The sequence below is a fragment of the Micromonospora sp. M42 genome (assembly GCF_000568915.1).
In the GTDB taxonomy this organism is placed as follows: domain Bacteria; phylum Actinomycetota; class Actinomycetes; order Mycobacteriales; family Micromonosporaceae; genus Micromonospora; species Micromonospora chalcea.
Genome location: NZ_KK037233.1, coordinates 1416371 through 1432657, shown reverse-complemented (window position 1 = coordinate 1432657; position 16287 = coordinate 1416371). Strand labels below are relative to the sequence as shown.

Genomic DNA, 16287 nt, shown 5'->3' with positions numbered 1-16287 from the left:
TGCCGTGTCCCGATCGAGTAGTCGGTCAGGTGTGTCAGGAAGTTCCCTCGTCCGCGTAGATCTTCGGGTTGTCGTCCGGCGCGGTGCCAGGACGCCTCCGCGTGCCGACGGCGGCGAAGGGGCGCCGTGGCGGGCCGACTCGCGCCAGGGGTGCCGTCAAGGGATCATCCGGTGCCGGTTGATCAGGGCTGCGACGTCCGCCGCGCCAGGTGGACCGTGATGTCGGCGGTGACCTCGACCGTGCCGGGCAGTACATCCCGGACGCGGCGGAACACCTGCTCACGGACATGTGGCGGCAGTTCGAGGTAGGCCGAGACGGTCGACAGCAGACCGACGAAGTCGTCGGCACTCATCGTGATCCGCCGCGCGATCTCCGACTGGCGTACGTCGGTGAACCACTCGGAGGCGCGCAGCTCCGTGCCGGGCCACTGCATGCCGGCTTCCGGTGGCGTCCCGTCCGGCGACGGGATCTCGTCGTCGGCGATGAACTCGGCTCGGGCCGCGGCCACCGCGTCGCGCAGGGCCGGGTCGGCCAGCCGCAGCGGCCCGCCGAACGAGGCGAACACACCGTCGGACGCGAGCAGCCCGGCGATCCGCTCCCACCGTCGGTCCGGGTCGGTCCAGTGCAGCGCCGCCGCCGCGTACACCAGGTCGTGGTGCTCGCCGGTGCGCAACTGCTCGAACGCGGCCTGCCGGACCCGCACGTCCGCGGGCACGCGCCGGCGCAGTTCGGCGAGCATCGCGGAATCCGGGTCGGTGGCGGTGACCGCGATGCCGCGCCGCGCGAACAGCCGGGTGGCCTTGCCGGTCCCGGCGCCGATCTCCAGGGCGGTCCGGACCGGCCGGTCCGCGTACGCCAGCACCAGGTCGGCAAGCTCCTCGGGGTAGCCGGGCCGGAACCGCTCGTACGCCTGCGCCGCCGCTCCGAAGCTCAACGCGCGATCCGGCATGCCGAGCATCCTCCCACGATCAGGCTGCGCCCGTGACGTGCGCGGCGACGGCGTCGGCCACCTGCTCGGGCGGGACGGTGGCGTCGATCAGGTGGGCGTCGGTCACCGACGCGAACGTGTCCAGCGCCCGGGCGACGTGGTCGTGCCGCCAGCCGCGCGCGCCGGACTCGACCTGGTCGGCGTCGATCCGGGCCCGCAACCGGTCCTCGGGGAGCGTGAGCACGACCTCGCGGACGTCGACGCCCGCGGCGCGGATGCCGCCGAGGATCTCCGCGCGGTACGCCGGGACGAGCAGGCTCATCGGCACGATCCAGATGCCCGGGTGGTGCCGGTCCAGGCCGGTGACCGTCTGCACGACGAGGTGACGCCACAGGGGCAGGTCCTGGAAGTCGCCGGTCGGCGGGGTGACGAACGCGGTGAGCATCGAGCCGAGGAACTCCGGGTCGAACAGCCGCGCGTCCGGAAGCGACTCCGTGAGCAGCCGCGCGGTGGTCGTCTTGCCGGCACCGAACGCGCCGTTGATCCAGACGATCACGCGATCATGATGCCATCACGCGGCGAAGTCGACACCCGCGAGCGGCACGCCCCGGTACGCGGCGAGGCGCTCGGCCTCGGCGACGACTGCGTCGCGGGTGCTGCCGGGGAGCTTTCGCCACGGCTGGACCGCGACGGTGAACGACCGGCCGGACTTGCGGGGCCGCCACGTGCCGGCCAGCTCCCCGTCGGCCAGCACGGCGCCGGGGCGGCCCAGCACCGGCCACAACTCCTTGGCGCGGGCCGCGTCCGGCACGAGCGTCGCCCGGTCCTTCGCCTGGAGGAACAGGTCGAACGGGCCGAGCAGGCGGGTCGTGCTCACCTCGGCCGACGTCAGCGCCGCCTCGTCGGCGGCGAGCAGCCAGCGCGTCTCACCGTCGACGCTCACCTCGACCGCGTCGCCCGGCCAGCGGGCCTTGATTTCCTTGACCGGGGCGTCGAGGTAGTCGGCGACATGCTTCGGGGTGGCCGGGCCGAGCAGCCGCAGGTAGGCGGGGATGAGCTCGAACCGGTCGCCGGGCGCGGCAGCCGGACGGAACCCGCGGATGCGTTCCAGGACCGGCGGTGACGTGTCGAGCCGCAGCTCCAGCCCGGCGCGTACGGCGGCGAGCCGGAACGGCATCTCGTAGAGGTGGATCGCGTCGCACGGCCGGCAGTGCCGCAGGTAGGGCTCGGGCATCACCTCGGCGAGCCGCCCGGAGACCTCGCCCTTGACCGTCGGCGTGCGGACGATCTCCCGCATCCGGGCGGCCACCTCGTCGAGCGCGGCGACGATGCCGATGCCGGCGGCCTTCAACGGTTTTGTCGCGTCGTAGATGCGCTTGCCCGCGTCGGCGTCGGAGAACGGCTCGACCGCGACGGCCACCGCGCCCACGTCGGCGCGGCGGTAGAGGTGTGGGGCGCCGCGTACGGTCCAGAGCATGACCACGTCGTCACCGGTCAGCGAGGTCACGTCGACCCGCGCGTCGCCAGCGCCCAGCGGCCGCCGTCGGGGCCGGTGTCCTGCACGCCGATGTCGAGCACGGCGGTGTCGGCGAGCGAGCCCTGCGCCCGGTCGAGCTGCTGGGCGCGCACGCGGAAGGCCAGCACCTGACGTCTGTCGACCATCGCCACAGCGTAGGCGCCGGCACCGACACTTCCCGCGGTCCGACGGGTCAGCGGGCGGCGAGCAGCCGTTCGCGGACCTCGCGGCGCAGGATCTTGCCGATCTGGGAGTACGGCAGCTCGTCGACGATCACGACCCGGCGCGGCACCTTGTAGCCGGCCAGGTGGGTGCGGCACGAGGTCCGGATCGCCTCCGGCGTGGCGGCCACCGCCGGGTCGACCACCACCGCGGCGACGACCTCCTCGCCGTCGTCGGTGGGCATTCCCACGGCGGCGGCCTCGCGTACGCCGGGGACGCGGCGCAGCGCCTCCTCCACCTCGGACGGGTAGACGTTGAAGCCGCCGGTGATGATCAGCTCCTTGATCCGGTCGACCACCGTGATGAAGCCGTCGGCGTCCATGGTGACGATGTCGCCGGTGCGCATCCAGCCGCCGGGCAGCAGCACCTTCGCCGTCTCCTCCGGCCGGTGCCAGTAGCCGGAGAACACCTGCGGGCCGCGGACCAGCAGCTCACCGGCCTCGCCCGGGGCGCGGTCGCGGCTCGGGTCCTCCGGGTCGACGATGCGCACGTCGGTGGAGGGGAACGGCACGCCGACGGTGCCGGGCCGGCGGGTCGGCGCGACCGGGTTGCCGACGGTGATCGGGGACGTCTCGGTCATTCCGTACCCCTCGACCAGCAGGCCGCCGGTCACCTGCTCCCACAGCTCCACGGTGGCCGGTGGCAGCGACATCGCGCCGGAGATCGCGTACCGGATGGAGGTGAGGTCGACGGCGCGTTCGCGGGCGGCGGTGGCGAGCTTCGCGTAGACCGGCGGCACCGCGGGCAGGAACGTCGGCGGGCGGCGGCGGACCGCGTCGAGCACCTGGTCGGCGTCGAAGCGGGGGAACAGCACCAGGGTGGCCCCGATGCTGACGGCGAAGGTGAGGCAGAGCGTCAGCCCGTAGGCGTGGAACAGCGGCAGCACCGCGTACACGGTCTCCTCGCCGTCACGCAGACCGGGCACCCAGGCCCGGCCCTGCGCGGCGTTGGCGCGCAGGTTGCGGTGGGTCAGCACCGCGCCCTTGGGCTCGCCGGTGGTGCCGCCGGTGTACTGGAGCAGCGCCACGTCGCCGGCCTCCGGCGCGGGATGCCCGGCGGGCAGCGGCCCGGCCGCGGCGACCAGGTCCGACCAGGCCAGGGCGCCGGGCGCGGGGGCGGTCATCGCGGCGCGGGCGGCGCGGACCTTCGGCAGCGGCGCCCGCAGCGCCCACCGCTTGAGCCGCGGCAGCGCCGCGGTCAGGTCGACCGCCACCACGGTACGCACGGCGCCGCGTCCCGCCACCAGCGGCGCGACCTTGTCCCACACGATCGCGACGCCTGCGCCGTGGTCGGTGAGCTGCCGGTCCAGCTCGTCGGCGGTGTAGAGCGGGTTGTGCTCGACCACGACCGCGCCGAGCCGCAGCACGGCGTAGAAGGCGACCACGTGCTGCGGGCAGTTCGGCAGCACCAGCGCCACCCGGTCGCCCGGGCCGACGCCGAGGCGGCGCAGCGCCTCGGCGGCGCGGGACACCTGGTCGGCCAGTTCGGTGAACGTGGTGGTGGCGCCGTAGAAGTCGAGCGCGACCCGGGGCCCGAACCGCCCGGCCGCCTCGGTGAGCAGGTCGACGAGCGAGCCGTCCGGCTCGGCGATCTCGGCCGGTACCCCCGGCGCATAGCTACGGGTCCAGGGTCGCTGGGCGGTCGCGTCCATCGCCGTTACTCCTCGTCGCGCGGATGACGACCCCAGCCTAACGTGACCGGGCGGTAACCTACGCTAACGTAGGTTGCCGGGTAGGTCACACCTGCGCAGGTCAGTGCCGGCGTGTCGAATGCTGGTGCACCACCCGCCGGCCCTTCACGATGCCGACGATGATCACCGCGGCGAGCGCGATCACGCCGATGATGACGAGCCAGCGGACCGCCTCCAGCAGCAGCCCGAGCAGGATGATCACACCGGCGACCACGCCGACCACCCAGAGCAACGCACGCATGTCCCAGCCTCCCGTCGTACGGTCGGCCGCCCGCTTTCCCGCTGGCCCTACGGCCATGCGTGGCCCGGTGGATCAGTGCCGGGCCACGTACACGGTGTTCGCCGCCTCCCGGCCCTGCAACGGGTTCGGGAACCGGACGACGTGCGCCACCGAGGTCGGGAACACAGCGGTGAGAGTGCGCTGGAACTCCGGGTCCGGCGGGTCGTTCGACCAGAGCGCGAAGACCCCGTCCGGGTGCAGCAGCGCGGCCAGCCGGCGCAGCCCGTCGACCGTGTAGAACGCGGCGTGGCTCGGGTGCAGCACCTGACGGGGGGAGTGGTCCACGTCCAGCAGCACCGCGTGGAAGCGGCGGCCCGGCTCGTCCGGGTCGAAACCGCCGTCGGCGACCGCGGCGAAGAAATCCGCCCGGACGAACCGGGTACGCGGATCGGTGGCCAGCCCGGCGGTGAACGGCAGCAGGTCCCGGCGGTGCCAGTCGATCACGTCCTCGATCGCCTCGACCACGAGCAGCGAACGCACCCGGGGATCCTCCAGCGCGGTCCGTGCCGTGTAGCCGAGGCCGAGCCCGCCGACCACCACGTCCAGCTCCGTGCCGGTCAGCGCGGCCAGTCCGAGCCGGGCCAGCTCGATCTCCGCCACCGGGAAGGCGCTGGACATGAGGTACTCGTCATCGAGCTTCACCTCGTACACCTCGGCGCCCAGCGCCGGGTCGCGCCGCCGCCGCAGGCTGATCTCGCCGATCGGCGTCTCCCGCCAGGCCAGTTCCTCGAAGCGCGCGCCCACCCGGTGTCCTCTCCGCCGATCCGTCCCCGGATGCTACCGGCCGGTGTCGGCCCGGCCCGGCGAAACCACGGCGCGTGGCGCTCAGTCGGCGGGGCGGGTGGCCACCACGACCGTGTCCAGCGCGTCCACGGCGCCGCCGTCGCTCGTCGGGACCGGCCGGCGGGTGGTCTCGGCGCGCTGGACCCGCAGCCCGGCCAGCCCGTCGACCACCGCCTCGGGCGTGAGCAGCACGGCGGGGTCCTGCGGGCCGCCGGTGCCACCGGTGAGGTTGGCCAGGTCGTGCCCGACCACCACGAGCGTGCCGCCGGGTCGCAGCGCGGACTTCGCCGCCGCGAGCACGCCGGCGAACTCGGCGGCGGGCAGGTGCAGGTAGCTGATCAGCACCAGGTCGTAACTGTTCGGCACCGGCCGGTACGCGGTCACGTCCGCTACCCGCCAGTCGACTGTCACGCCCCGCGCGGCGGCCATCTGCCGCCCCCGCTCGACGGCCACGGTGGAGAAGTCCACCGCGTTCACCCGCCAGCCCTGACCGGCCAGCCAGACCGCGTTGCGTCCCTCGCCGGCCGCGATGTCCAGCGCCGACCCGGGAGTCAGCCCGGCGACCGACTCGACCACGAAACGGTTGGGCTCAGCGCTCCACACCAGCCCGGGCGTGTCGGCGTACCGGCTGTCCCAGGTGCTGCTGTCCACTGTGTCCCCTTCCTCGGCGGGCCCACACCGCCATGGTGACCGTACCGGCCGCGGCAAGCGCTCCCACGGTGAGTCCCCAGATCAGCGGCAGCTGCTGGGCGAGCACGAACACGCCCATCACCACGACGAACCAGCCGAAGCCGCGGCGCAGCACGTCGGCCGGGATCCGCCCGGCGAGCCGGCCACCGAGCAGGCTGCCGACGACCGCGGCGGCGGTGACCGCGCCGGCCAGCCCCCAGTGGATCTGCACGCTGGACAGGTAGCCGGCCAGGCCGGCGAACGACTTCAGCGCGATGACGACCAGCGAGGTGCCGACCGCTACCGGCATCGGCAACCCGCCCAGCAGGGCCAGAGCCGGTACGACCAGGAAGCCGCCGCCCGCGCCGACCAGGCCGGTGACCAGACCGACGACCACGCCGTCCCCGACCACCCGCAGCATCGGCAGCTCGTGCGGCTTCGACCGGCCCTCGGTGGACCGGCGGCCCCGGAGCATCGCGACCGCGGTGGCCAGCATCATCAGCGCGAACCCGGTGAGCAGGACGCTCGCCGGCACGAACTCGGCCAGCCGGCCGCCCGCGTACGCGCCGGTCATGCCGGCCACGCCGAAGATGAGCCCGGTGCGCCAGCGGACCCGGTTCGCGCGGGCGTGCGGCAGCACGCCCACCGCGCTGGTCACGCCGACGACGAGCAGCGAGGTGGCGATGGCCTCCTTCGCGGGCAGGTCGGCGACGTAGACCAGCAGCGGCACGGCGAGGATCGAACCGCCGCCGCCGAGCAGACCCAGCGTCACGCCGATCAGCACCGCGCCGGCCAGCGTCAGCGCGAGGGTGGTCACCTGCGGCTCCCGTCGCGCAGCTGCCCCACGATCGTGTCCAGGTCGCAGCTCGCGCCCCGGTTGTACGGCAGCTTGCTCAGCAGCATGCCCATGGCGCAGGTGTTTGTGAGCGCGGCGAACGTGAGGCCCGCGCCGATGAACGCGGCGACCCACTTCAGGCCCGGCACGAACACCGACGCGACGATCGCGGCGAGCACGATCGAGCCGGCGACGAGACGTACCTGGCGCTCCAGGTCCCAGCGGGCCCGGCCCTGGTTGACCGGCGCGTTCGTGGCCTGCCAGGCCAGCATGCCGCCGTCGAGCACCTTGACGTTGGGCAGGCCGACGGTGCCGAGCGCCTGACCGGCCTGGCCGGCCCGGACGCCGGAGCGGCAGATCAGCACCACGTCCTCGTCCAGGTGGCTGCGCAGCTCCGCGCGGTGCTCCCGGAGCAGGTCCAGCGGCACGTTGTACGCGCCGGGGATGTGCGCCGCCTCGAACTCACCGGGCGTGCGCACGTCGAGCATCCGGGGCGTACGGCCGGCGGCGATCAGTTCGCGCAGCGTCGCCGCGTCGATGGTGGTGGGGGTGGTCGTGGTCATGCTCTGTCTCCTTCAGCGGGTGTTTTCGGGCAGGGTCGAACGCCGGCCGGCGCAGGGGCACGCCGGCCGGGCGCTCGGGGAGAGGTCAGGCGCTGGGCGCCATGCGTACGCCGGCCGCCTCGGCCCGGCCGTACGAGTCGTCGATCAGCACCACGTCGCGGCCGGCGTTGGCGAGCAGGGACGCGGCGGCGGTGGCCCGGTAGCCGGAGCCGCAGTGCACCCAGACGGTCCCGGCGGGGATGTCGGCGAGCCGCTTCGGCACGTCCGGCAGCGGCACGTGCACCGCGCCGTCGATGTGCCCGGCCTTCCACTCGCCTGTCATCCGCACGTCGAGGACGACCTGCGGCTCGGGCAGCCCGGCCGGCGTCTTCCCGGCCTGCGCGGCGGCCAGCGCGTCGAAGTCGGCCACGGCCATCTCGCGCAGCTGCGACGGGTCGCCGGTCCACTGCTCGGGCTCGCCGGTGGCCTGGGCGGCCGGGCGGTCGATGCCGATGCGGACCAGCTCCCGCTGGGCGTCGGCGACCTGCTCCGGGGTCTGCGCCAGGAACGTGATCGGCACGCCCCAGTCGATCAGCCAGCCGAGCCATGTCGACATCGGCCCGTCCAGGCCGAGGCTGACCGTGCCGGCCAGGTGCGAGGCCGCGTACGCCTTGCGGTGGCGAAGGTCGACCACCCACTCGCCGGCGGCGATGCGGCGGCGCAGCTCGTCGGCGTCGGCGCGGGCCACCGGCGTGAGGTCCACCGGGGCGGGACCGGCGGCGTTCGCGACGCCCATGTGGGCGTAGTACGCCGGGTAGGCGTCCAGCCCGGCCAGCGTCTCGGTGACGAACTGGTCGGCGGCCAGCCGCAGCACCGGGTTGGCCTGCTTCTCCCGGCCGATCGTCGACTCGGGGGCGTCGGCCTGGCTGGCCGAGCAGAAGCTGCCGAAGCCGTGCGTGGGCCACACCTGCGCGCCGTCGGGCAGCAGGTCGGCCAGCTTGCGCGCGGAGGCGTGCTGGTGGTGCGCCAGCTCGTGCGCGTACTGCTGGCCCAGCAGGTCGGTGCGGCCGGTGGTGCCGAACAGCAGCGAGCCGCCGGTGAACACGCCGGCCGGCGTCCAGTCGCCGTCGCGCTCGTCGAGCACGTACGACAGGTGGTGGAACGTGTGGCCCGGGGTGCCGAGCACCCGCAGCCGCATGGTGTCCGAGACCGGCACGGTGTCGCCGTCGGAGACCGGCGTGCGGTCGAACTCGACGGTGTCGGCGGCGGCCACGAGGTACTGCGCGCCGGTGATCCGGGCCAGCTCCAGGCCGCCGGAGACGTAGTCGTTGTGGATGTGCGTCTCCACCACGTGGGTGATCCGTACGCCCTTGGCGCCGGCCAGGTAGAGGATGCGGTCGATGTCGCGCTGCGGGTCGACCACGATCGCCACCCGGCCGTCGGAGGCCAGGTAGCTGCGGTCGCCGAGCGAGGAGGTCGCGATGACGGACACGTCGAGAGTCATGCCGTTTCCTCTCATTGCCTATATACCCCGGGGGGTATGTGTGGGACAGTCTGCGGCCCGGGTTCTCCGGGCAGTGGTTTACCCACCCGCGCCGTGGTCACACGGCGCGGGCGGGGCTCAGCCGGTCGGGCGGGCGGGACTCGGTCGGTCGGTCGGGCGCCGTCAGGCCAGGGACAGGAAGAGCTTCTCCAGCTCCTCCTCGGTCATCTCCGGCTCCTCGCCGGCCTGGCGGGCGGCGTCGCAGTAGCGCATGCCGGAAGCGATGATCTTGAAGCCGGCCCGGTCGATGGCCTTGGAGACCGCGGCGAGCTGGGTCAACGCGGCGCGGCAGTCCTCGCCGTTCTCCATCATCTCGATGACGGCGTTGAGCTGCCCCCGGGCACGCTTCAGCCGGGTCAGCGCCTCGCCGGTCATCTCGGGTCGAAGATTCACGTCCCACCTCCTGCGCTCGAACATACCCCAGGGGGTACCACTGTCGCCACCCCGATCAGACGCCGGCCTGGGCCCGGACCTCGTTCATGTCGAGGTCACGCACGGCCCGGATCAACTCCTCCAGCCCCGCCGTCGGCAGAGCGCCCGGCTGGGCGAACACCAGCACGCCGTCCCGGAACGCCATGAGCGTCGGGATCGACCGGATCTGGGCGGCCGCCGCGAGGGTGGGCTCCGCCTCGGTGTCGACCTTGCCGAAGACGATATCCGGGTGCTGCTCGCTGGCCTTCTCGTAGACCGGCGCGAACGCCCGGCAGGGACCGCACCAGGCGGCCCAGAAGTCGACCAGGACGATGCCGTCCCGGTGGACGGTCTCCGCGAAGTCGGTGGTGGTCAACGCCACGCTGGCCATCAGTACCTCCGTTGATTCGGGTTCTGCATGTGTAACACACCCCCGGGGGTATCCATTCCGGGTGGGGTGGTCCTGGCCGCCTTGATCGACTCCAGCTCGGGGAGGTGGTGGGGTCCGGGCCGGTGAGGGACACGCAGGGTCGCCGGGGCATCGACGGAGCGCTTATCCTGTGCGCCGACCATCCCGGCGGGAAGGGACACGATGGCGTCGCGGCAGGACCAGCTGCACTCGTACCAGTTCACCGTCCAGCGGGCGGTCGCCGCGCTCGTCATGCGGGAGACGGACCCGCCGCAGTCCCCGTTCCGCCGGCTGGCCGGCGCCGGTCTGGCCAGCGTCCTGGTCGCCGCGATCGCGCTCGGCGGCGTCGCCCTCTACGGCCTGTTCACCGGCGGCGGTGACTCGTGGCGCGAGACCGGCGCGGTGATCGTGGAGAAGGAGTCGGGCGCACGGTTCGTCTATCGCGACGAGAAGCTGCACCCGGTGTTGAACTACGCCTCCGCGCTGCTGATCATCGGGGCGGAGCAGCCGAAGACGGTGCTGGTCGGCCGCCGTGCCATCGAGGGGGTGCCGCGCGGTCTGCCGCTGGGCATCGCCGACGCGCCGGACTCGCTGCCCGCGCCGAACCGGCTCGTCCGCGACGCGTGGACGCTCTGCTCCACGGGTGAGGGCGAGACCGGGCGCGGCGCGGCCCGGTCGGTGCTGCTGATCGGGCGGCAGGCCACCGGCGGCCGGGCGCTCGGCGACCAGGGGCTGCTGGCACGGCACCCGGACGGCGGCCTGCACCTGCTCTGGCACGACCGGCGCTACCTGCTGCGCGACACCGACCGGGTGCTCGCCGCGCTGGCCGCCACGCGGGAACGGGCGGTGCCGGTCGCGGCGGCGCTGCTCAACACGCTGCCGGCCGGTGCCGACCTGGTTCCGCCGCCGGTCGGTGCCCTCGGTGAGCCGTCCGAGCGGGTCACCGGCGCGAGCGTGGGTGATGTGTACCTGGTGCGCAACTCCGGTGGCGGGCGTCAGTACGCGGTGGCGCAGCGCGGCGGGCTGGCCGGCATCACCGAGTTGCAGGCGGCGCTGCTGCTGGCCCGCACCGGCCAGGGGGAGCCCGAACCGATCACGCTCGGCCGGTTCGCCGCGCTGCCGAAGCTGCCCGGTCTGGTGCCCGGCGGGCCGACCGCGCCGCCCGCCGTACCGCCCCGGCTGGCCGCCGCCGAGAACGGTGCGATCTGCGCGCTGGCCGGGGACGACGCCGGCGTACGCGAGATCCGCGTGGGCGTCACCGCGCCGGACCTCGCCGCCGCCACGCGGACGCCCGGCGGCCGGGCCGGGCTCGCCGACGAGGTGCTGGTGGAGCCGGGGCGCGGCGCGCTGGTGGAGGCGGTGTCCGCGCCGGGCGCGAGCGGCGGCACGGTCTGCGTGGTCACCGACCTGGGGCGGCGGTACGCGCTGACTGTCGCGGACGTGCCGGGCATGCTCGGCTACGCCGGGGTGCGTCCGGTGCGGCTGCCGGCGGGCCTGGTGGACCTTGCCGGCGGGCAGCCCGCTCGACCCGGAGGCCGCCCGCACCGTCGCCGCACCCGCCTGAGCCCTGGTCGGCAGGAGAAGGGTCAGTCGGCGGGGCGGCGCAGCACGCTCACCGCGAAGTCGGCGTCGTCGCGCCAGGGGCGCAGGTCCCAGGTGGCGAAACGGTGCTCGGGGCGCAGCCCGGCGGCCACCGCGTCGGCGTCCAGGTCGCCGACCGGGTAACCCCGGTCCGTGGCGAAACCGACCACCACCAGGCCGTCCGGGCGCACGTGGGCGGCGACGCGGGCCAGCACGTCGCGTTCGGTGCCGGGGGCGACGAAGACCATCACGTTGCCGGCGAGCACGGCGGCGTCGAACGGCTCGGCCTCACCCTGCGCGGCCAGGTCCAGCTCGGCCAGGTCGGCGACCAGGAAGCGGGGGCCGGGGTGGTCGGCGCGGGCCGCCTCGACGAGTGTCGGGTCGGCGTCCACGCCCACGGCGTCGTGCCCGCGTGCGGCGAGCGCGGCGGCGACCCGGCCGGTGCCGCAGCCGGCGTCCAGCACGCGCGCGCCCGGCGGTACGAGCGCGTCCAGCAGCCGCGCCTCACCGGACAGGTCGGCGCCCTCGGCGGCGAGCTGGCGGAAGCGGTCCACGTACCACTGCGAGTGGCCGGGCTTCGTGTCGGTCACCCAGCGGGTCGGCTTGCCCATGAGGCCACCGTAGCTGATCTTGTGGCGGCGGGTCAGGCGAGCGCCAGGAACGTGCCGGCGGCCAGCGGTCCGCCGAGCGCGACGCCGGCCAGCACCTGCGGCCAGGTGTGGTCGACCAGCCGTACCCGGGACCAGCCGACCGCCGCGACGAGCGCCCAGCCGAGGTTCGCCGCCGGCCCGGCCAGCGGCACCAGCACGGCGACGGTGGCGGCGGCGACCGCCGCGTGGATGCTCAGCTTCCACCAGTGGTTCACCAGCGCGCACGCCGCGCCGACCACGAAGACCACCACGATCACGGCGAACAGTTCGGCGGGCGCGCGGACCGCCGCCAGCAGCAGCAACCCGGCCGCGACCGAGGCCAGCCCGATCGACAGCGGCCGGGCCCGCTGGGTGCGGTCGCCGACGTGCCGGTCGGTGAGCCGCCCCCGGCGTACGCCGTGGACGAGCACGCCGATCGGGATGACGGCGCAGAACGTGAGCGCGATGCCCCCCAGAGCAGGAACTGGCCCGCCGAGCGGCTGACCCGGGCGGCGGCGATCAGCGGCAGCGCCGTGACCAGGACGGTCGGGGCGAGCGCCTCGGTGAGCAGCCGGGCCAGTCGGGTGCCGGCCGGTCGGTCCTCCCGTGATGCTCGCACCCGATCATCCTGGCACGGACGCTCAGCCCTTCTCGGCCCCGCTGGTGAGTCCCTCGGTGAGCATTCGCTCCCCGGCGAAGAACAGCACCACGATCGGCAGCGTGAGGATGACCGAGCCGGCCATCAGCACGGTCTTGGGCACCTCGACGCCGTCGGCGAGCAGCGACAGCCCCAGCGACACGGTCCACCGGTCGGGCCGGTCGACCAGGAACAGCAGCGCGAACAGGTACTCGTTCCAGGCGATCATGAAGTCGTACAGCGCGACGGCCATCACCGACGGCGCGGCGAGCGGCAGGCTGACCCGGCGGATGATGCCGAGCCGGCCGGCGCCGTCGATCGCCGCCGACTCCTCGAGGCTGACCGGGATGGTCTCGAAGTAGTTCTTCAGCATGTAGACCGACACCGGCAGGGTTTGCGAGATGTAGACGAGCACCAGGCCGGTCAGCGACCCGCGCAGCCCGGCCCGGGTGAAGACCACGAACAGCGGGATCGCGATGACTATCGACGGGAACAGGTAGACCGCCAGGAACAGCGCGCTGACCTGGCGTCGGCCGAAGAACCGCAGGCGGGACACCGCGTACGCGCCGGGAATGGCGATCACCAGGGTGAGCGCGGTGGCGGCGAGCGCCACCAGGCCGCTGTTGCGGATGAACGTGAGGAAGCCCTGGCCGCCGTCGGAGACGGACTTCAGCACCTCCGCGTACGTGGCGACGGTCAGCTCGCCGAACGGCACCCACAGCGAGCCGGGGTCGAGCAGCAGGCGTTCGATCGGGCGTACCGACAGCACCAGCATGTACCAGAACGGCAGCAGCGTGACCACCAGGAACCCGGCGATCACCAGCCGGCGCAGCCAGCGCAGGCTGACCGTCTCGATCCGGTCCCGGTCCATCACGCCTCCCGTCGCGCGCCGAAGAAGCGCAGGTAGATCGCCACGAACACGAGCAGCACCACGGCGAGCACGACGGCCTGGGCGGCGGCCGCGCCGATGTCGGTGCGGGCGGTGAGGAACTGGTAGACGCGGACGCTCACCACCTCGGTGCCGGCCGAGCCGCCGGTGAGCAGGTAGACGTCGTCGAACTTGTTGAACGTCATGATGAACCGCAGCACGCCGATCAGCGCGATCACCGGCATGAGCTGCGGCAGCACGATGTGCCGGAACCGCTGCGTGGGTGTGGCGCCGTCGACCCGGGCGGCCTCCTCCAGCTCACCGGGCACCGCCTGGAGCCGCGCGAGCAGGAACAGGAACGCGAACGGGAAGTAGCGCCACGCCTCGAACGCGATCACCGTCCACAGCGCGGTGGACTCCTGCGACAGGAACGGCACCGGCTGATCCCAGCCGAGGAAGCGCTTGCCCCAGTCGTTGACGATGCCGAGCTGCGGGTCCAGCATCACCTGCCAGACGAACGTCATGGCGACCACCGGCGCCACGTACGGCAGCAGCATCGACGCGCGGACCAGCGTGCGGCCCCGGAACGGCCCGCGTACGGCCAGCGCCGCCACCAGGCCCACCACTATCGAGCCGGCGGTGCCGCCGACGCTGTAGAGCACTGTGGTCCAGAGCGTGTCGGCGAACCCGGGGGTGTGCAGCACCCGGTCGATGTTGTCCAGTGTCAGCTCGCCGAACAGGCCGGTCTTGCGCAGCGTCGCCAGGCGTACCCGCTGGAAGGCCAGCACCACCGTCCAGACGATGGGTATGCCGATCACCGCGAGCACGACGAGCAGGGTCGGGGCGACCAGCGCGAGCCCGGCGCGGGACTCGCGGCGGCGCAGCGTCAGCGGGCGCCGGCCGGGTCGGCGGGACCGCTCCGGGGTGGGGGAGCGGCCGGCCTCCGGCGCGGTGGTGGTCAATTGACGCCCTTGGCTATCGCCTCGACGTCCTTGCGGGCGCGTTCGGCGGCGGCGCGGGCGTCGGACTTGCCGCCGACGACGTCGGCGAGCGCCTTGGGCACTGGTAGTTCACCCAGGATGGCGCCGACCAGCTTGCCCTGGTTCTCGGTCAGGCCCCAGCGCTGGAACGTGTCAGGGCTGCGCCGCAGGGTGGCGAGCACGTCCTCGCCGTAAACCTCGGACAGTGGCTTCTTGGTGTCCACGCCGGCCGGGCTGGTGTTCCAGGCGGTGCGGAACTTCTGCTTGTCCTCCGGCGTGCCGGTGCGCACCGGGAAGCGCCCCTCGGGGGACATGCCGAACCAGCGCGGGTAGCCGTCGGAGAGCATGTACTCCACGAACGACTTCGCCGGGTCGGCCGCGCCGTCGAGCACCGACCAGGAGCTGACCTCGCCGTACTGGGCGGGCTCGGTGCCGTTCGGGCCCTTGATCGCGGTGACGAACCCGCTGTTCTTGGCCAGCCACGCCGGGTCGGACTGGCACTGCGGGCAGGTGGGACGGGCGTCGGCGCGCAGCCCGGCCAGCTCGTCGAGGATGAACGGCGACCAGATCAGCATGGCCGCCTTGCCGGCGAAGTAGGTGGCCCGGGTGGTGTCGACGTCCTGGGCGCCCTTGACCGAGTTGTTGCGCATCAGGTCGCCGTAGAAGCGGAACGCCTCGACGCACTCGGGGGAGTCGAGAACGACCTTGCCGGAGTCGTCGGTGAGCCGGCAGTTGTTCGCCAGCGCCAGGTGCTCGAACGTCTGCTGGGTGAACACGTCACCGGGGGCGGTCGCCGCGGTGATGCCGGCGACGCCGCCGGTGTTCAGCTTCGCCGCGGCGGCGGCGATCCTCTCGTACGTGTCGGGCGCCGGCAGGCCGGCGGCGTCGAACAGGTCCTTGCGGTAGACGAGCAGCTGGCCCCACCCGTCGCTCGGTACGGCGAGCTGCGTGCCGCCGTCGCTGGTGAGTTCCAGCGCGCGCGGGGTGAACGTGTCCCGGCCGAGCCGTTCGACGACGGCGCCGTTGGCGTCGGCGTCCACCAGCTCGTTCGCGGACAGCGTGCGCACCCCGGCGAGCGAGACCGAGCCGACCACGTCGGGCAGGTCACCGGCGGCGGCGCTGGAGGCGATCAGGGACGGGAACTGGTCCTCGTTGACGGTGACGAGGTTGACCTTGACGCCGGTCCTGGCGGTGTAGTCGGCGATGATCGCCTTGGTGGCGGCGACCCGGTCCGCCACGTCTTCCAGGCTCCAGACGGTGATCCGGGAACTGTCGGATTTCTGCCCGTCGTCGCTGCATGCGGCCACGCCGGTCCCGGCCAGTGCCAGGATCAGGCTGATTGCGAGCCGCCGTGTGGAGGGTGATGACATCGGTGGCACTCCTCTCGAAAGAGTACGGCCTGCCGCTAATACCCATCGATTCGTCAATGTAATCACATATGCCCATTTTTTGGGTTAGAATCGAGGCCGGCACTTTCTTCGGAGCGACGCCATGAGCAACTGGGTTGTCTCTCTGGCCGGGCCCCGGCACGTACGCCTGGAGCCCTGCCCCGCGGACCGGCTCGGTCCGGGCCAGGTCCGCGTCCGCACCCACTACTCGGGCATCTCCGCCGGCACCGAGCTGACGCTCTACCGGGGCAGCAACCCCGCGACTGCGCAAGGACTGGGACGCCGGCGCCCCGCATGTTCGTGCCCCCCCAAGGCCGGGTCCGCGTACCCGGGGTGGGTTTCGGTACGAGGAGGTCGGCGAGATCGTCGAGGTCG

Annotated in this window: 18 protein-coding genes and 1 pseudogene; 1 reads left to right on the top strand and 18 read right to left on the bottom strand. The window is 73.3% G+C overall.

The window, feature by feature from the left end; all coding sequences use genetic code 11:
* Positions 1 to 182 precede the first annotated feature (182 nt).
* The 13 genes from MCBG_RS06260 to trxA form a co-directional block, all read right to left on the bottom strand.
* Positions 183 to 950, bottom strand: coding sequence for a class I SAM-dependent methyltransferase (locus MCBG_RS06260; RefSeq protein WP_043324668.1), 768 nt, complete (start codon positions 948 to 950; stop codon positions 183 to 185).
* Positions 951 to 969: 19 nt separating this feature from the next.
* On the bottom strand, positions 970 to 1485 hold the full coding sequence (locus MCBG_RS06255) for a P-loop nucleotide/nucleoside kinase family protein (protein ID WP_043324667.1): 516 nt from the start codon (positions 1483 to 1485) through the stop codon (positions 970 to 972).
* Between the two features lie 15 nt (positions 1486 to 1500).
* A complete protein-coding gene (locus tag MCBG_RS06250; RefSeq protein WP_223201098.1) occupies positions 1501 to 2436 on the bottom strand; it encodes a winged helix DNA-binding domain-containing protein in 936 nt (311 codons plus the stop codon).
* A complete protein-coding gene (locus tag MCBG_RS33735; protein ID WP_223201097.1) occupies positions 2433 to 2591 on the bottom strand; it encodes a hypothetical protein in 159 nt (52 codons plus the stop codon). The genes MCBG_RS06250 and MCBG_RS33735 overlap by 4 nt, the downstream gene beginning before the upstream one ends.
* Positions 2592 to 2638: 47 nt before the next feature.
* A complete protein-coding gene (locus tag MCBG_RS06245) occupies positions 2639 to 4318 on the bottom strand; it encodes a long-chain-fatty-acid--CoA ligase (protein ID WP_043324666.1) in 1680 nt (559 codons plus the stop codon).
* 100 nt (positions 4319 to 4418) lie between these two features.
* A complete protein-coding gene (locus tag MCBG_RS06240) occupies positions 4419 to 4598 on the bottom strand; it encodes a hypothetical protein (protein ID WP_043324665.1) in 180 nt (59 codons plus the stop codon).
* Positions 4599 to 4670: 72 nt separating this feature from the next.
* Complete coding sequence (locus tag MCBG_RS06235) at positions 4671 to 5381, bottom strand: polyamine aminopropyltransferase (protein WP_043324664.1); 711 nt, start codon at positions 5379 to 5381, stop codon at positions 4671 to 4673.
* Positions 5382 to 5462: 81 nt separating this feature from the next.
* Positions 5463 to 6071 carry a class I SAM-dependent methyltransferase gene (locus tag MCBG_RS06230; RefSeq protein ID WP_043324663.1) on the bottom strand — a complete coding sequence of 203 codons (609 nt, stop codon included), beginning with the start codon at positions 6069 to 6071 and terminating at the stop codon, positions 5463 to 5465.
* Entirely contained in the window at positions 6010 to 6906 is an 897-nt protein-coding gene (locus tag MCBG_RS06225) for a sulfite exporter TauE/SafE family protein (RefSeq protein ID WP_043324662.1), read from the bottom strand. The genes MCBG_RS06230 and MCBG_RS06225 overlap by 62 nt, the downstream gene beginning before the upstream one ends.
* The gene (locus MCBG_RS06220; RefSeq protein ID WP_043324661.1) at positions 6903 to 7487 is read right to left on the bottom strand and encodes a rhodanese-like domain-containing protein; all 585 of its coding nucleotides are present in this window, start codon (positions 7485 to 7487) and stop codon (positions 6903 to 6905) included. The genes MCBG_RS06225 and MCBG_RS06220 overlap by 4 nt, the downstream gene beginning before the upstream one ends.
* 85 nt (positions 7488 to 7572) lie before the next feature.
* Positions 7573 to 8970, bottom strand: coding sequence for an MBL fold metallo-hydrolase (locus MCBG_RS06215; RefSeq protein ID WP_043324660.1), 1398 nt, complete (start codon positions 8968 to 8970; stop codon positions 7573 to 7575).
* 162 nt (positions 8971 to 9132) lie between these two features.
* Positions 9133 to 9402, bottom strand: coding sequence for a metal-sensitive transcriptional regulator (locus tag MCBG_RS06210; RefSeq protein WP_013285930.1), 270 nt, complete (start codon positions 9400 to 9402; stop codon positions 9133 to 9135).
* Between the two features lie 55 nt (positions 9403 to 9457).
* Positions 9458 to 9811 carry a thioredoxin gene (trxA, locus tag MCBG_RS06205; protein WP_043324658.1) on the bottom strand — a complete coding sequence of 118 codons (354 nt, stop codon included), beginning with the start codon at positions 9809 to 9811 and terminating at the stop codon, positions 9458 to 9460.
* Between the two features lie 201 nt (positions 9812 to 10012).
* Here trxA and eccB point away from each other — a divergent pair.
* A pseudogene (eccB, locus tag MCBG_RS06200) lies at positions 10013 to 11393 on the top strand (type VII secretion protein EccB).
* A 22-nt stretch (positions 11394 to 11415) separates the two neighbouring features.
* On the opposite strand, the gene MCBG_RS06195 reads toward eccB, so the two are convergent.
* The 5 genes from MCBG_RS06195 to MCBG_RS06175 all read right to left on the bottom strand — a co-directional run bounded on the left by MCBG_RS06195 (position 11416) and on the right by MCBG_RS06175 (position 15894).
* Complete coding sequence (locus tag MCBG_RS06195; RefSeq protein WP_043324656.1) at positions 11416 to 12021, bottom strand: class I SAM-dependent methyltransferase; 606 nt, start codon at positions 12019 to 12021, stop codon at positions 11416 to 11418.
* Between the two features lie 32 nt (positions 12022 to 12053).
* The gene (locus tag MCBG_RS06190) at positions 12054 to 12470 is read right to left on the bottom strand and encodes a phosphatase PAP2 family protein (RefSeq protein WP_223201096.1); all 417 of its coding nucleotides are present in this window, start codon (positions 12468 to 12470) and stop codon (positions 12054 to 12056) included.
* Positions 12471 to 12680: 210 nt separating this feature from the next.
* Positions 12681 to 13547 (bottom strand): carbohydrate ABC transporter permease, encoded by an 867-nt coding sequence (locus MCBG_RS06185; protein WP_043330209.1) that lies wholly within the window; start codon positions 13545 to 13547, stop codon positions 12681 to 12683.
* Positions 13547 to 14506 carry a carbohydrate ABC transporter permease gene (locus MCBG_RS06180; protein ID WP_043324654.1) on the bottom strand — a complete coding sequence of 320 codons (960 nt, stop codon included), beginning with the start codon at positions 14504 to 14506 and terminating at the stop codon, positions 13547 to 13549. Before MCBG_RS06180 ends, MCBG_RS06185 begins: the two co-directional genes overlap by 1 nt.
* Positions 14503 to 15894, bottom strand: a complete 1392-nt coding sequence (locus MCBG_RS06175) for an ABC transporter substrate-binding protein (RefSeq protein WP_043324652.1) — start codon at positions 15892 to 15894, stop codon at positions 14503 to 14505. The genes MCBG_RS06180 and MCBG_RS06175 overlap by 4 nt, the downstream gene beginning before the upstream one ends.
* Positions 15895 to 16287 lie beyond the last annotated feature (393 nt).

Bases quoted from the DNA above. Each gene is read 5' to 3' on its own strand.
- MCBG_RS06260 (WP_043324668.1), bottom strand. From the start codon at position 950: ATGCCGGATCGCGCGTTGAGCTTCGGAGCGGCGGCGCAGGCGTACGAG.
- MCBG_RS33735 (WP_223201097.1), bottom strand. From the start codon at position 2,591: ATGGTCGACAGACGTCAGGTGCTGGCCTTCCGCGTGCGCGCCCAGCAG.
- MCBG_RS06245 (WP_043324666.1), bottom strand. From the start codon at position 4,318: ATGGACGCGACCGCCCAGCGACCCTGGACCCGTAGCTATGCGCCGGGG.
- MCBG_RS06240 (WP_043324665.1), bottom strand. From the start codon at position 4,598: ATGCGTGCGTTGCTCTGGGTGGTCGGCGTGGTCGCCGGTGTGATCATC.
- MCBG_RS06220 (WP_043324661.1), bottom strand. From the start codon at position 7,487: ATGACCACGACCACCCCCACCACCATCGACGCGGCGACGCTGCGCGAA.
- MCBG_RS06215 (WP_043324660.1), bottom strand. From the start codon at position 8,970: ATGACTCTCGACGTGTCCGTCATCGCGACCTCCTCGCTCGGCGACCGC.
- trxA (WP_043324658.1), bottom strand. From the start codon at position 9,811: ATGGCCAGCGTGGCGTTGACCACCACCGACTTCGCGGAGACCGTCCAC.
- MCBG_RS06195 (WP_043324656.1), bottom strand. From the start codon at position 12,021: ATGGGCAAGCCGACCCGCTGGGTGACCGACACGAAGCCCGGCCACTCG.
- MCBG_RS06185 (WP_043330209.1), bottom strand. From the start codon at position 13,547: ATGGACCGGGACCGGATCGAGACGGTCAGCCTGCGCTGGCTGCGCCGG.
- MCBG_RS06175 (WP_043324652.1), bottom strand. From the start codon at position 15,894: ATGTCATCACCCTCCACACGGCGGCTCGCAATCAGCCTGATCCTGGCA.